The sequence below is a fragment of the Deinococcus betulae genome (assembly GCF_020166395.1).
In the GTDB taxonomy this organism is placed as follows: domain Bacteria; phylum Deinococcota; class Deinococci; order Deinococcales; family Deinococcaceae; genus Deinococcus; species Deinococcus betulae.
Genome location: NZ_JAIQXU010000029.1, coordinates 30,682 through 44,049 on the forward strand (window position 1 = coordinate 30,682; position 13,368 = coordinate 44,049).

13 protein-coding genes are annotated in these 13,368 nt (G+C 64.8%); 12 read left to right on the forward strand and 1 reads right to left on the reverse strand.

Annotated elements, in window-relative coordinates:
• The first annotated feature begins 4 nt into the window (after nucleotides 1-4).
• From K7W42_RS18185 to K7W42_RS18215, 7 genes are all read left to right on the forward strand, one after another.
• A complete protein-coding gene (locus tag K7W42_RS18185; protein WP_224576415.1) occupies nucleotides 5-286 on the forward strand; it encodes a nucleoside triphosphate pyrophosphohydrolase in 282 nt (93 codons plus the stop codon).
• 33 nt (nucleotides 287-319) lie between these two features.
• A complete protein-coding gene (locus K7W42_RS18190) occupies nucleotides 320-1,501 on the forward strand; it encodes a thiolase family protein (RefSeq protein ID WP_224576417.1) in 1,182 nt (393 codons plus the stop codon).
• Nucleotides 1,502-1,505: 4 nt separating this feature from the next.
• Nucleotides 1,506-1,814: a YciI family protein gene (locus tag K7W42_RS18195; protein WP_157457472.1), complete on the forward strand. Its 309-nt coding sequence runs from the start codon at nucleotides 1,506-1,508 to the stop codon at nucleotides 1,812-1,814.
• Nucleotides 1,811-2,293: a hypothetical protein gene (locus tag K7W42_RS18200; RefSeq protein WP_224576419.1), complete on the forward strand. Its 483-nt coding sequence runs from the start codon at nucleotides 1,811-1,813 to the stop codon at nucleotides 2,291-2,293. Before K7W42_RS18195 ends, K7W42_RS18200 begins: the two co-directional genes overlap by 4 nt.
• A gap of 15 nt (nucleotides 2,294-2,308) precedes the next feature.
• The gene (locus tag K7W42_RS18205) at nucleotides 2,309-3,145 is read left to right on the forward strand and encodes a 3-hydroxyacyl-CoA dehydrogenase family protein (protein ID WP_224576421.1); all 837 of its coding nucleotides are present in this window, start codon (nucleotides 2,309-2,311) and stop codon (nucleotides 3,143-3,145) included.
• A gap of 60 nt (nucleotides 3,146-3,205) precedes the next feature.
• Entirely contained in the window at nucleotides 3,206-4,030 is an 825-nt protein-coding gene (locus tag K7W42_RS18210; protein ID WP_224576422.1) for a hypothetical protein, read from the forward strand.
• Nucleotides 4,031-4,104: 74 nt separating this feature from the next.
• Nucleotides 4,105-4,785, forward strand: a complete 681-nt coding sequence (locus tag K7W42_RS18215; RefSeq protein ID WP_224576424.1) for an MBL fold metallo-hydrolase — start codon at nucleotides 4,105-4,107, stop codon at nucleotides 4,783-4,785.
• A 326-nt stretch (nucleotides 4,786-5,111) separates the two neighbouring features.
• On the opposite strand, the gene pgi is transcribed toward K7W42_RS18215, so the two are convergent.
• Nucleotides 5,112-6,743, reverse strand: a complete 1,632-nt coding sequence (gene pgi, locus K7W42_RS18220; RefSeq protein WP_224576426.1) for a glucose-6-phosphate isomerase — start codon at nucleotides 6,741-6,743, stop codon at nucleotides 5,112-5,114.
• Nucleotides 6,744-6,903: 160 nt separating this feature from the next.
• Here pgi and K7W42_RS18225 point away from each other — a divergent pair, with 160 nt between their 5' ends.
• The 5 genes from K7W42_RS18225 to K7W42_RS18245 all read left to right on the forward strand — a co-directional run bounded on the left by K7W42_RS18225 (nucleotide 6,904) and on the right by K7W42_RS18245 (nucleotide 13,274).
• Nucleotides 6,904-7,113, forward strand: coding sequence for a hypothetical protein (locus tag K7W42_RS18225; protein ID WP_224576428.1), 210 nt, complete (start codon nucleotides 6,904-6,906; stop codon nucleotides 7,111-7,113).
• 317 nt (nucleotides 7,114-7,430) lie between these two features.
• Entirely contained in the window at nucleotides 7,431-8,729 is a 1,299-nt protein-coding gene (locus K7W42_RS18230) for a thiolase family protein (protein WP_224576430.1), read from the forward strand.
• Complete coding sequence (locus K7W42_RS18235; RefSeq protein WP_224576432.1) at nucleotides 8,726-10,090, forward strand: 3-oxoacid CoA-transferase; 1,365 nt, start codon at nucleotides 8,726-8,728, stop codon at nucleotides 10,088-10,090. Before K7W42_RS18230 ends, K7W42_RS18235 begins: the two co-directional genes overlap by 4 nt.
• Before the next feature lie 730 nt (nucleotides 10,091-10,820).
• Nucleotides 10,821-11,120: a hypothetical protein gene (locus K7W42_RS18240; RefSeq protein ID WP_224576434.1), complete on the forward strand. Its 300-nt coding sequence runs from the start codon at nucleotides 10,821-10,823 to the stop codon at nucleotides 11,118-11,120.
• Nucleotides 11,121-11,378: 258 nt separating this feature from the next.
• The gene (locus K7W42_RS18245) at nucleotides 11,379-13,274 is read left to right on the forward strand and encodes a 1,4-alpha-glucan branching enzyme (RefSeq protein ID WP_224576436.1); all 1,896 of its coding nucleotides are present in this window, start codon (nucleotides 11,379-11,381) and stop codon (nucleotides 13,272-13,274) included.
• Nucleotides 13,275-13,368 lie beyond the last annotated feature (94 nt).

Consider the following 13,368-nt stretch of genomic DNA (forward strand, 5'->3'; position numbering starts at 1 on the left):
AGCCATGAGCAAACTTGTGCGCGACCGCATCCCTGAACTGTTTGGTGGGCAGACCACACCTCTGGATGACGCGGCTTTTCGTGCCGCCCTGCGCGCGAAATTGCAAGAAGAGGTCGCGGAATATCTGGAAAGCGGAGACCTAGAGGAACTGGCCGATGTGCTGGAAGTCGTGCTGGCGCTGGCCGAACTGGATGGCGTGGACGAAGCTGGGTTGAACACCCTGCGGCGCCAGAAAGCAGAGGCGCGTGGTGCCTTCACTCGCCGCCTGTGGTGGACGGCAACCTAACGCCCGTTAGGCACGGCGCGCTAAACTGCCTGCATGACCAAAGCTGTGATTGTGGCGGCCAGCCGCACGCCCACTGGGAAGTTTCTGGGCGCCCTGGCTGATGTGCCGGCTGTCGAACTGGGGGCCATCACCCTGCGCGAGACTCTGAAGCGTGCGGGGCTCAGCGCCGAACTGGTTGAGGAAGTCATCCTGGGCCAAGTCGTGCAGGCGGGCAGTGGACAGAACCCAGCTCGCCAGGCCGCCCTGCGTGCGGGCCTAACGCATGAGGTCGGCGCGCTGACGATCAACAAGGTGTGTGGCAGCGGCCTCAAGGCGGTCATTCTGGCGGCCCAGAGCATTCGCGCCGGCGACCAGCGCGCGGTGCTAGCAGGCGGCATGGAATCCATGAGCAACTCGCCTCACCTGCTGCCCGGCGCCCGCAAGGGCTACCGCCTGGGGCACGCGCAGGTGCTGGACGCCAATACCCATGACGGCCTGTGGTGTTCCATCAACGACGAAGGGATGGGCCTGACCGGCGAGCGTGTGGCCGAGAAATACAGCATTGGCCGCGAGGAGCAGGACGCCTACGCGACGGCCAGCCACCAGAAAGCTGTCGCTGCGCAGAAGGGCGGGCGCTTCACGGATGAGATCGTGCCAGTGACGGTACAGGGCCGTAAGGGCGACGTGACGGTGGACACTGACGAAGGCCCCCGCGCTGATACCAGCCTGGAAACCCTGGGCCGCCTGAAGCCTGCTTTCAAGAAAGACGGCTCGGTGACGGCGGGCAATGCGCCCGGCCTCAACGACGGTGCGGCCAGTCTGCTGGTGGTCTCTGAAGAGGTGGCCCAGGCCCACGGCTTGCCGGTCCTGGCTGAAATTACCGGCTACGCGACAGGCGGCCTGGCCCCCGAGTGGGTCATGATGACCCCGGTGCCCGCCACCCAGAAGCTGCTGGAGAAGCTGGGGATGACGGCCGGTGACGTGGATTTGTGGGAACTGAACGAGGCCTTCAGTGTGCAGAGTTTGGCTGTCAGCCGCGAACTGGGCCTGGACTCGGCCCGCGTGAACGTGAACGGCGGCGCGGTGGCGCTGGGCCACCCCATCGGCGCTAGCGGCGCGCGCATTTTGGTCACGCTGCTTCACGCCCTGAAGCAGCAGAACAAGGAAACGGGTGTGGCGACCCTGTGCATGGGCGGCGGCAATGGCCTGGCCCTGGCTGTGAAACGGGTAGGCTAGGCGCATGGCAATCCTGTGGATGATCGAAAGCACCTACCTGAAGATGGGTGAAGAACTCGCCGCCGTGACCCCCGCCCACCGCGAGTGGCTGGATCAGCACTACCGTACGGGCCTGTTTCTGACCAGTGGCCGCAAGGTGGACCGCACCGGCGGCGTGCTGCTGGCCCAGGCGGAGACCCTGCAGGAACTGGTGGACATCTTCGACGGTGACCCCTTCGTGCAAAAAGGCTGTGCGCGCTACCGCTACACGGCGTTTACGCCCGTCAAGCGCAGCCGTGCCGTGGACCTTGAGGGCGTGCCGCTGGTGGAATGAAGGCGCTGGCCCTAGCCCTAATGCTGGGCGGCGTGGGAAGCAAGGCCGGGTTTCTCGGCACGGCCACGCCCCCGCTACGGACCGCCATCTGTCAGCCGGGCGGGTGTGTGCTGCTGGGCCGCCAGACACTCCAGACGGAGTTGGGACTCACCTTTACCGAACACCGTGTAGCAGTGCCGTCGCTCAAGGATCCGCTGAGGTTTGGCGTGGATGGACAGGGACAGATTCAGTGGGCAGAGGTGAGCGTGTCTGGCCCCTTCCCAGCTGCGGCCGAGCTGTCTGTGCTCGTCCGCTTTGTACAGGCCGCGACCGGGCGCTGGGTCAATACAACCCAAGTTCAGCGCTGTCTCAAATCGGCCCGTCAGAACGCAGCACGCTCGGTCTCTCTGATCGAATTGGACCGGGCGGGGGTGGTCTGTGTGGCCAGCGGACCGAACGGTCCGTTCAAGCTGGCGGCTTCTCTGGGGCTTCCCCATTAGCAAGGACGTGAATCTATGAAATTCGGAGTGATTGGCGCTGGACAGATGGGCGGCGGGATTGCCCAGGTCGCCGCACAAAGCGGTTTTACGGTGGTCGTGCAGGACATGAAGCAGGAATTTCTGGACCGGGGCCAGGGTGTTATTCAGAAGTCTCTGACCAAGCTGCATGAGAAGGGGAAGCTGCAACACACCCCTGAAACGATCCTGGGCCGTATCCACTTCACCACCGACCTGGCCGACTTTGCCGACTGCGATCTAGTGGTGGAAGCCATCGTAGAGAACGAGGCGGTTAAGGCCGACCTGTTCCAGCAACTGGGGCAGATTGTTAAGCCGGACGGCATCCTGGCCAGCAACACCAGTTCCATTCCGATTACCAGCTTGGCGACGGCCAGCGGGCGCCCAGAGCGCTTTATCGGTATGCACTTCATGAACCCGGTGCCGCTGATGCAACTCGTTGAAGTGATCCGCGGCTATAAAACCAGCGACGAGACCGCGCGCATCGTGACCGAAACCGCCACTGCAATGGGCAAGACGCCGCTGTCCTGCAACGATTTCCCCGGCTTTGTCTCCAACCGCATCCTGATGCCCATGCTCAACGAGGCCATTCAGTGCGTCATGGAAGGCGTCGCCGAGCCCGAGGCCATTGACGGCATCATGAAGCTGGGCATGAACCATCCGATGGGACCGCTCACCCTGGCCGACTTCATCGGCCTGGACACCTGCTTGGCCATCATGGAGGTGCTGCATAAGGGCCTGGGAGACGACAAGTACCGTCCCAGTCCGTTGCTGCGCAAGATGGTGCAGGCCGGGCTGCTGGGCCGCAAGAGTGGTCAAGGCTTTTACACCTACTGACGCTTCGCCGCCTGACTCGGCTCATGGCCCACGGGCGCCCCTGTGTTAGAACGGGGGCCGATGAAACAATTCTGGTGGAGCGTGGCGGCGTTGGGTGCCCTGAGTTTGAGTGGAGCGGCCAGCGCCGCTGACGTGCGCCTGGGGCTAAACAGCTCGCTGGGTCTGGGCTGTCAGGTGGCTGGGGTGCGCGCGGGGGTGCAAGAAGGCCGGCTGGGCTTTTATGGCCAGGCGGCCTTCTGCCTGAGCAACGTGGAGGGCCGGGCGGGCGGCGCCGCGTTTGGGGTAGGGGCCAGCTTCGATATTTTCAGTACGGCTGGCCTAACCGCCTACGCGCTGCTTGGGGGCGACGTGCAGAATGGCACTGCGGTGGTGCATGGGGGCCTGGGCCTGCGCTACGGAGTCCCGCTGGTGCCGGTGGAGGCGTATGTCGAGGCGGGCGTGCAGCGCATCAATACGCCACTTCAGGCCATCTTTGGGCCGCGCCTGGCCCTGGGCGTGAACTACAAAGTCAATGTGGCGAACCTACAGGGCACCCTGCCCACAGCGGCGCCAGCAGGCGAGGTCAGCAGCACGGGCGCGCCGGCCAGCTGTCAATTGACCCCCGAGCAGGATGCTATTGGGGCGCAGACCACAGCGGCGGCAGCAGCCGAATCTGCCCTTTCAGCGGCGGCTGGGGCCTACGCCGCTGGCTTCTCTAACTTCTCCTACAAGGTGACCACGACGAGCAGCAGGGTCGTGGGCAACAGTGCCGTGGTGAGGGGCAGCGTCACCATCAGCCTGACCTCACGCAGCAGTGGTGAGCGCATCACAGACACCTACAGCGGCATCATCACCCTGGAGCGCGCCGACTGCGGGTGGGTGGCCACCGGCTACAGCCGCGAATAACAGGCAGAAGCTGGGGAAGCAGGCCACATGCGGGCTTGCTTCCCCAGCTTCTGCTTCATGGCATCATCGGGCGCGTGACTGTCGTCGTCCGGCCTCTGTACGCCAACGTCTTCCTGCTGACCACGCCGCAAGGCCGGCTGCTGGTGGACAGCGGCGCAGCGTGGTATGCCCCGGCTTTTGCGGGGCTGCTGCGGGCCTTTGTTCCAGACGCCCTGCTGCTCACGCACGCACATGTGGACCACGCTGGTAGCGCCTTTCTGGCCGCTCGCGCCGGCGTGCCAGTGCTGGCGCATCCACTGGAACATCCGGCCCTGCTGGGTCAGGTGCATGACCTGCCCTACCCGGCCCGCCGCCCAGAACTGGGGCGCGTGATTTCCCGTCTGCACCCCAAGGTGCCGGCCGCCGCGCTACGGGCCATCCTGCCGGGCGAAGACGTGTTGGGCTGGGAGGTGGTTCATCTGCCGGGGCATACCGCTGGGCAGATCGGGGTGCGCCGGGGGGATACGCTGATCGCCGCTGACGCCGTGGTGAGCGCCTCAGATGGCGCTCATCTGCCGAGAGCCGCCTACAACCATGACCATAACCAGGCGCTGGCGACCCTCAAACGTATCGCCGCGATGGACACCAGCGTCATCTGGCCCGGCCACGGCGGTGTCCTGAGCCGCGCCCAGGTGGCCGCGCGGGCCGTGCGTGACGATGAAGCGTCAGGGTTATCGGCTGGAACTGCGCGGAGAGGAAACTCAGGGCCAGCCTGAAGAACGCAGAAGCCAAAGAGGTAGATTCTCAAGGTATTCGGGGAAAGCGACGCAGATTGCGCATGCTCTCGTCCTGGCAGCGGAATCCAGAGCGGCCAGCGGTGATGACCCTTCAGCGTTTCTCAGGCGAACGAAGTCAGTGACAAGAGACGGCAGTGCCAACGGCATTTAGGAGGGTTTTTGGTCCCTCAATGCCGTTGGCACCCACTGTTGGGTTCCCTGCTTTCTTGCCCTCCTGCTCATGAGGGGACAAAGGGCCGGGGCCTCACCGGGTTAGCGGCGATCCTGCGCCGACCTGGCCCATGACCGCCCTGCCCCCCGCCTCCCTATCTCCTGGCCCGGTAATGCCGAATCAAGGCATTTGTGCTGCTGTCATGGTGTAACTCTGGCGTCCCGGCGCCGTGCAACTCGGGCACAATCTGACTTGCCAGCACCTTGCCCAGCTCCACACCCCACTGGTCGAAGGAGTTGATGTTCCACACAGCGCCCTGCACAAAGACCTTGTGTTCGTACAGGGCGATCAGGGCGCCCAGGATGCGGGGGGTCAGGCGGTCAGCCAGGATGGTGTTCGTGGGCCGGTTGCCGTCAAAGACGCGGTGCGGGGCCAGGTCAGCCAGAACGCCCTCGGCCAGCACCCGCTCCAGCGATTTGCCAAACGCCAGGGCCTCGGTCTGGGCAAAGACGTTGGCCATCAGGAGGTCGTGGTGCGGCGCCCCATTCGGTAGCGGCAGAGGATTGAGGGTCTGGCAGAAGCCGATAAAGTCGCAGGGAATCAGCTGGGTACCCTGGTGAATCAGCTGGTAGAAGGCGTGCTGACCGTTCGTGCCCGGCTGGCCCCAGATGACGGGGCCGGTTTGATAGTCCACCTCCTGCCCGTCCAGCGTGATGTGCTTGCCGTTGCTCTCCATGTCCAGCTGCTGCAGGTAAGCCGGAAAATAGGCGAGGTACTGATCATAGGGCAGGACGGCGTGCGTGGCCGCCCCGAAAAAGTTGTGATACCAGACGCCCAGCATCGCCAGCAGCACCGGCAGGTTCTGTTCCAGCGGCGCTGCGCGGAAATGCTCGTCCATCTCGTGAAAGCCGGCCAGGAGCTCGTGAAAGTGCGCCGGGCCCACCGCCAGCATCAGGCTCAGGCCGATGGCGCTGTCCAGGGAGTAGCGGCCCCCCACCCAATCCCAGAAGCCGAACATGTTGGCCGGGTCAATACCGAAGGCCTGCACGGCCGCCGCATTGGTAGACACGGCGGCAAAATGCCGGGCCACAGCGGCCTCGTCCCCCAGCGCCGAGAGCAGCCAGCTGCGGGCCGAGGCCGCGTTCGCCATCGTTTCCTGGGTGGTGAACGTCTTGGAACTGACGATAAACAGCGTTTGTGCTGGGTCGAGGTCGCGGGTCTTTTCGACCAGGTCAGTGCCGTCCACATTCGAGACGAAGCGCAGCGTCAGGTCGCGCTGGGCATAGTGCTTTAAGGCTTCGGCGGCCATCACTGGCCCCAGGTCGCTGCCGCCAATGCCGATGTTGACAATGTTGCGGATAGGCTGGCCAGTAAAGCCGCGCCACTGGCCGCCGCGCACGGCCTCCGCAAAGGTCGCCATGCGGCCCAGCACCTCCTGCACATCGGGGACGACGTTGCGGCCGTTCACCAAGACGCTCGCTCCCCCCGGCGCCCGCAGGGCCGTATGCAGCACGGCGCGGCCCTCGGTCACGTTGATCGTGTCGCCGGCCAGCATGGCGTCACGTCTGGCCTCAACGCCTACTGTGCGCGCCAGGTCAAAGAGCAGGCGCAGGGTCTCGCCGGTTACGCGATTCTTGCTGTAGTCCAGATAAAGGCCGGCGCCCTCGGCCCGCAGCGTCTCGCCGCGCGCTAGGTCGGCGTCAAACAGGTCCCGCATCGTCGTGGCCGCCAGGTCGCGGTGGTGGTTCAGCAGGGCCTGCCAGGCGGGGGTCTGAGTGATGGTCATGCGCTCTCCCTTTGGGTAGGCGGGGAAAAAGCCTGCCCTGAACGTCCGGGAGCATACCTGTTGCGCCCCCACGCCCGCGCCGGGGCTGTCCACATCCCGCACTCACCCTGTTCTTAGGGCCGTCAGAGAATTGTGCGAAGTCACCGCCTACCCTGGGTCTATGACCAGGAAGGCCAGGGACGCGGCGCAGTCGACATGGGGGGTATGGGGTACGCCCTACCTGAATGACGACCCCCGTCCCCAGACCCCCCCCCAGCCAGAAGCGGCCCGCCCGCTCTCGCCGGAAGCCATTCGCCGCGCCATTCAGGCTGAAGAGCAGCGTCAGGTCTTCGCGCTGCTGGGCCGCCTGCGCCGGGGCCGACCCTCGTAAGACGGATTGCCGCTTCATGACGGCATAGCTGAAAAGGGACTGCCCGCGCTTCCAGAGCGCAACATCTGTAGCCTCTCCTTCTCGCTCTGCTCGAATTTTACCCGGCAGAAGGCCCGGTTCAACCGGAGTCCGTAGGACACTCGCGTTTTTTAGGCCACGCGGCCCCGCGCTTATCAGGCGTCAGGGGCCGCGTTCCATTTGGCAGGCCGCCGGCCCTTCCATCTGACCTCTGGCCGCGCTTGAATGCAGCCGTCTGTTTCTCTCTGCCTCTTGCCAGTGCTGCGGAGGCTTCTCGCGCTGCTTTCTGGAGTGTTCCCATGACTGCCTCTGCCAACCCCGCTGTTTCCCTGACCGACCTGAATGACCGCGACGTGGTCATCGTGTCGGCTGTCCGCACCCCTATCGGCGCCATTCGCGGCGCGCTGTCGTCTGTTCGCCCTGACGACCTGGCGGCGCTGGTTATTCGTGAAGCGGTGGCCCGCGCCGGGGTGCCGGCCGAGGCCATTGAAGAGGTGATTTTCGGCTGCGCCAACCAGGCCGGCGAGGACAACCGCAACGTGGCACGCATGGGCGCCCTGCTGGCGGGCCTGCCCGACACAGTGGCGGGCCTGACGGTCAACCGCCTGTGCGCCAGTGGCCTGTCGGCCGTCAACACCGCGGCGCGCGCCATTCGCAGTGGAGAGGGCGACGTGTATGTGGTGGGCGGCGTGGAAAGCATGACCCGCGCGCCGCTGGTCATGTCCAAGGGCGGCGCCCCCTTTGCCAACGGCAACGTGACCGCTTTTGACACCACGTTGGGCTGGCGTTTTCCCAACCCCGCGATGGAAGCCCTGTTTCCCCTTGAAGCGATGGGGGAGACCGCAGAAAACATCGTGGAGCGCAGCCGTGAGGGGGCCTACGCCGGCGGCGAGATTACCCGCGCCGATCAGGACGCCTTCGCCCTGAATTCTCAGCGGAAGGCTGTAGATGCCATCAACGCCGGGCATTTCAAGGCCCAAACTGTTCCTGTAGAGGTGAAGAGCCGTAAGGGCGTAACGGTTGTCGACACCGACGAGCACCCCCGCATGAAAAAAGAAGGAGACGCCTACGCCCTGGCCACCGACGAGGCCACCCTGGCGGGCCTGAAACCGGCTTTCCGCAAGGGTGGCAGCGTCACGGCGGGCAACGCCAGCGGCCTGAACGACGGCGCGGCGGCCCTGGTGCTGATGTCGGCGGGCAAGGCGCGTGAGCTGGGGCTTGCTCCGCTGGCCCGCTGGCTGGGCGGCGCCTCGGCGGGCGTGGAGGCGCGCGTGATGGGGCTGGGGCCGATTCCCGCCACCCGCAAGGTGCTCTCTCGCACAGGCCTGAGCGTGGCCGACCTCGACCTGATTGAACTGAATGAGGCGTTTGCGGCGCAGGCCCTGGCGTGTGTGCGCGAACTGGGGCTGGACGAGGAAAAGGTGAATGTAAACGGCGGCGCCATCGCCCTGGGGCATCCCCTGGGCATGAGCGGCGCGCGCTTGATCGTGGCGCTGACGCACGAACTGGCGCGCCGGGAAGGCCGGTACGGTCTGGCAACCCTGTGCGTGGGCGTGGGCCAGGGCGAAGCCGCCATTATCGAGCGGGTCGAGGCGTGAAGACCGTTCCCATAATCACCGCTGCTGAAGCCGCTGCCAAGGTCCAGAGCGGGCAGACCCTGCTGGTGGGGGGCTTCGGCATGACGGGCAACCCGGTGCATCTGGTGCATGCCCTGGCCGAAACCGACGTGCAGGGGCTGACCTACGTGGCCAACAATGTCTCGGAGCCGGGGCTGAGTGGTGGCCGCCTGCTGCGCAACCGCCAGATCAAGAAGGCGGTTGGGTCATATTTCACCTCCAACCCGGAAGCGGTGAAGGCCAACCAGGAGGGCTGGCTGGAAGTGCAACTGCTGCCGCAGGGCACGCTGGCCGAGGCCATCCGCGCGGGTGGCGCGGGCCTGGGCGGCTTCTACACGCCCACGGCGGCGGGTACCCTGATTGCCGGGGATGCCGACGTGCGTACCCTGAATGGCCAGGAGATGGTCTTTGTGCCGGCCCTGTGCGGCGACGTGGCCTTCATTCGCGCGTGGCGGGCCGACACGGCGGGCAACCTCCAGTACCGCCTGACTGAGCAGAACTTCAACCGGGCGATGGCCACCGCCGCTGACCTCGTGATTGCCGAGGTCGAGGAGATCGTCCCCGTGGGCACCATTGCGCCGGGTGAGGTCCATACGCCAGGCCTGTACGTGGATTTCCTGGTGCAGGGCACCCTGTCGGCCGAACATCTGGGTAGCAGCGCCAGCGTGAAGGGCGGCGCCAAGAAGGTGGACGAGGCCCGCATGAATATGGCCCGCCGCGCCCTGAAAGAACTGCACCGGGGCGATGTGGTCAACCTGGGCATCGGCATTCCGACGCTGGTGGCCGACCTCATCACGCCGGAGCACGGCGTCAACCTGCACACCGAAAACGGGATGCTGGGTGTCGGCCCGGCCCCCGAAGACGGCGGCGCGCTGGACTACCCGGTCAATGCGGGCAAGATTCCGGTCACGGCCCTGGCCGGAGCCAGCTACTTTGACAGCGCCGATTCGTTTGCCATGATTCGCGGGCGGCATGTGGACGTGGCCGTGATGGGCGGCCTTCAGGTGGACGCCCACGGCAACCTGGCCAACTGGGCTGTGCCGGGGAAGCCCCTGCTGGGCGTGGGCGGCGCGATGGACCTGGCGGGCGGCGCCCGGCGCCTGATTATCACCATGAGCCACACTGATCCCGACGGAACGCCCAAAATTGTCCCCGACTGCACCCTGCCCCTGACAGCCCGGGGCGCCGTGGACCTGGTGATTACCGACAAAGCCGTCTTTGAGTTTAGAGCGGGCCAGCTGACCCTGACCGAGCTCATGCCGGGCGCCACGCTGGACGAGGTGCGCGCCGGGACGGGCGCAGCGTTTGTCGAGGCATTGAGGACTGAAACAGCGACGGTGTAGAGCGCGCGGCGATTGAGACGAATTGTTGAGTCGGTTCTGATTTCGACACTGCCTGACCCCCACCGTTTGCCTAAGCGGTGGGGTCAGACTGTTCCGAATACGCCACGAACTGGTTCACCTTCGCAGAGCGGCCAGAAGGAGCAAAACGCCCCTCCGCGCGTGGCATTTACACCTGCGTTCCGGGTTGTTCGTGGGAGAGAGAGCCGTTCGCGTCAGGTGTTGCCTTTATGCCCCCTGAGCCTGTGGCTCACTGCGACTATTTCGCCTCAAAGGCTAGTCGGGAACTTCTGCAGCACGGGGGCGTACTTGAATTGTGACGGAAGCAGGAATGAGCAGAAGAGCCTCCAGTTTCTTCCTGATGAACGTCATTTTTCCCTCGGCGTCCAGTCAACGCCGCAGTAGGGAGCGGAGGTCAGCGAACTCTCGTCTCAGCACCGTAGCCCAGGAGGTAACCCCCAGCTCAACCGGCAGACATGGCGTGTGCTGACCCTCAGGTGTGGTCAGTGGTCCCAGCCGGATGCCGTCCGTGTCCAGAAATCCGGCCTTTGTCCCACTCCTAATCGGACCCCGTCTCAGGAGAGTCTCCATGATTCATCTTTCGCAGCGCAGACTCCACATTCTCAGGGCCCTTTACCTCTACATCGTTGTTGGCTTGACCCTGTTCATCTTCATTCCCGCCCTGCTCAGTCCTGATCAGCCTTCACCCGCTGGCCTCCTACTCCGCTCCCTCATGGTTGGCACTGCCCTCCTGGCCCTGATGGGCCTGCGGTATCCAGTCAAGATGATTCCTCTGCTTCTCTTTGAGCTGTTCTGGAAGTCCATCTGGCTGCTGGCCGTGGGCCTTCCCCGCATCTTGGCCGGTTCTCTGGATGAGGGGACCATCACCGATTTGATTGCCTGCCTGATGGGCGTCATTCTGGTGCCGCTCGCGTTGCCCTGGCGTTACGTCCTCCATCAGTACTGGCAGACCCCCGGTGACCCCTGGAAGACGCCAGTGAAGGCGCATGGTCCCGCCTCTTCCAAGACCTGACCGCTCTTCCCAGAGCAGAGGCCCGCCCACAGGCTCAAGGTGACGGCGGGCCTCAACACGTTTTGCTGGTACCAGAGCACACGGGCGCCCGTTGGTGAATCCTGCACGGCAGCCCCGACCGCCTGTGGACGCTCATGGGCTCTCCTTCAGTCACTTTGGTCCCCTCCACCCCTCACTGCTTCCGGCCTCGTGCCCCCCGCCTTTACCTTCCCGTCAGACTGTGCCGCGCCCTGAAAGCCCACCGCTAGACTTTGCCCCATGAATGAACCGCTTCCGCTGGACCACGGTCACCTGCAACAACTCGTGACAGCGGACCTCGTGCGCCCCGACCACCTGCTGGGCGCGCACCCCACCTCCGAACATGGCGTGGACGGCGTGCGCTTTGGCGTGTGGGCGCCGAACGCGCACCACGTCAGTGTGGTGGGCGATTTTAACGGCTTCAACGGTTTTGACAACCCCCTGGAGCGCCTGGATTTTGGGTTCTGGGGCGGCTTTGTGCCCGCTGCGCGTCACGGCCAGCGCTATAAATTCCGTATCACTGGTGGCGACGGCCGCACCGAGGACAAGATGGACCCTTACGGCACCTTTTTCGAGGTGCGCCCGGCCACCGCCAGCATCATCTGGAACCAGCCCTTTACCTGGACGGACGGCGACTGGATGAAAGGCCGCGACCCCGGCTTTGAGCGTCCGGTCAGCATCTACGAGGTTCACTTGCCGTCGTGGGCCCGCCGGGACGACGGCTGGTTCATGAATTACCGCGACCTCGCGCACCGCCTGGGCGAGTACGTGGGGTACATGGGCTACACCCACGTTGAACTGCTGGGGGTCATGGAGCACCCCTTCGACGGCTCGTGGGGCTATCAGGTCACGGGGTACTACGCCCCCACCAGCCGCATGGGCAGCCCCGAGGACTTCAAGTATTTTGTCAATCACCTGCACTCTCTGGGCATCGGCGTGATTCTGGACTGGGTGCCGGGGCATTTTCCCACCGACAGCGCGGGCCTGGCCCATTTTGACGGCGGGCCTCTCTATGAATATGCCGACCCCAGACGGGGCTTTCACCAGGACTGGAATACTTACATTTTCGACTACGGCCGCAACGAGGTCGTGATGTTCCTGATCGGCTCGGCCCTCAAGTGGCTGCAGGACTTCCACATTGACGGTCTGCGGGTGGACGCGGTGGCCAGCATGCTCTACCTGGATTTCTCACGCACAGAGTGGGTGCCCAATATCCACGGCGGGCGCGAGAACTTGGAGGCCATCGCCTTTCTCAAACGCCTCAACGAGGTTGTGCACCACATGGCGCCCGGCTGCATGATTGTCGCCGAGGAAAGCACTTCGTTTGCAGGTGTGACGACCCCCACCCCCTTTGGTCTGGGTTTTGACTACAAGTGGGCGATGGGCTGGATGAACGACAGCCTGCGCTATTTCGAGCAGGACCCCATCTGGCGCAGCCACCACCACCACGCGCTGACCTTTTTTAATGCCTACCGCACCAGCGAGAACTACGTGCTGGCCATCAGCCACGATGAGGTCGTGCACCTGAAAAAGAGCATGGTCGCCAAGATGCCGGGCGACTGGTACGCCCAGCGGGCCGGCTACCGCGCCTTTCTGGCCTTGATGTGGGCCACCCCCGGCAAGAAACTGCTGTTCATGGGCCAGGAGTTTGCCCAGCCGACCGAGTGGAACCACGACGCCGGCCTGCCCTGGCACCTGGCCGACCACCTCGACCACCGGGGCGTGATGAATCTGGTGCGGCGCCTCAATGGGCTGTACCGCACCCGCAGCGACTGGCATGTGTCTGAGACAAAAGAAGAGGGGCTGCTGTGGGTCAGCGCAGATGATGTTGAGCAGAGCGTCTACGCCTTCGTGCGCCGTGACCACCAGAGCGGCGCCTGGAGCGTCGTGGTGGCCAACCTGACGCCCGTGTACCGCGAAGCGTATCCCACCGGTGTGCCCCAGGGCGGCGAGTACCGTCTGCTGCTGTCCACCGATGACGGCGAGTACGGCGGCTTTGGCACCCAGCAGCCGAACCTCAGTGCCAGTGACGAAGGCTGGCACGGCCAGACCCACCACCTGCGCCTAAACCTGCCGCCCAACAGCGTGCTGGTGCTGGCGCCCATAGAGGCAACCGTGACGAGCGACGACCGCTAAGAGCGGTACAGCAGCGAGAAAGGCACCGGGGTCTGGGCCTGAGGTGGCCCTCAAGGTTCTTGAGCGGCAGGGTTTGTGAACCATGGCCCGAGTG

Coding starts and splice junctions, on each gene's coding strand:
- K7W42_RS18185 (WP_224576415.1), top strand. CDS start 5: ATGAGCAAACTTGTGCGCGACCGCATCCCTGAACTGTTTGGTGGGCAG.
- K7W42_RS18190 (WP_224576417.1), top strand. CDS start 320: ATGACCAAAGCTGTGATTGTGGCGGCCAGCCGCACGCCCACTGGGAAG.
- K7W42_RS18195 (WP_157457472.1), top strand. CDS start 1,506: ATGGCAATCCTGTGGATGATCGAAAGCACCTACCTGAAGATGGGTGAA.
- K7W42_RS18200 (WP_224576419.1), top strand. CDS start 1,811: ATGAAGGCGCTGGCCCTAGCCCTAATGCTGGGCGGCGTGGGAAGCAAG.
- K7W42_RS18205 (WP_224576421.1), top strand. CDS start 2,309: ATGAAATTCGGAGTGATTGGCGCTGGACAGATGGGCGGCGGGATTGCC.
- K7W42_RS18210 (WP_224576422.1), top strand. CDS start 3,206: ATGAAACAATTCTGGTGGAGCGTGGCGGCGTTGGGTGCCCTGAGTTTG.
- pgi (WP_224576426.1), bottom strand. CDS start 6,743: ATGACCATCACTCAGACCCCCGCCTGGCAGGCCCTGCTGAACCACCAC.
- K7W42_RS18225 (WP_224576428.1), top strand. CDS start 6,904: ATGACCAGGAAGGCCAGGGACGCGGCGCAGTCGACATGGGGGGTATGG.
- K7W42_RS18230 (WP_224576430.1), top strand. CDS start 7,431: ATGACTGCCTCTGCCAACCCCGCTGTTTCCCTGACCGACCTGAATGAC.
- K7W42_RS18240 (WP_224576434.1), top strand. CDS start 10,821: ATGGTTGGCACTGCCCTCCTGGCCCTGATGGGCCTGCGGTATCCAGTC.
- K7W42_RS18245 (WP_224576436.1), top strand. CDS start 11,379: ATGAATGAACCGCTTCCGCTGGACCACGGTCACCTGCAACAACTCGTG.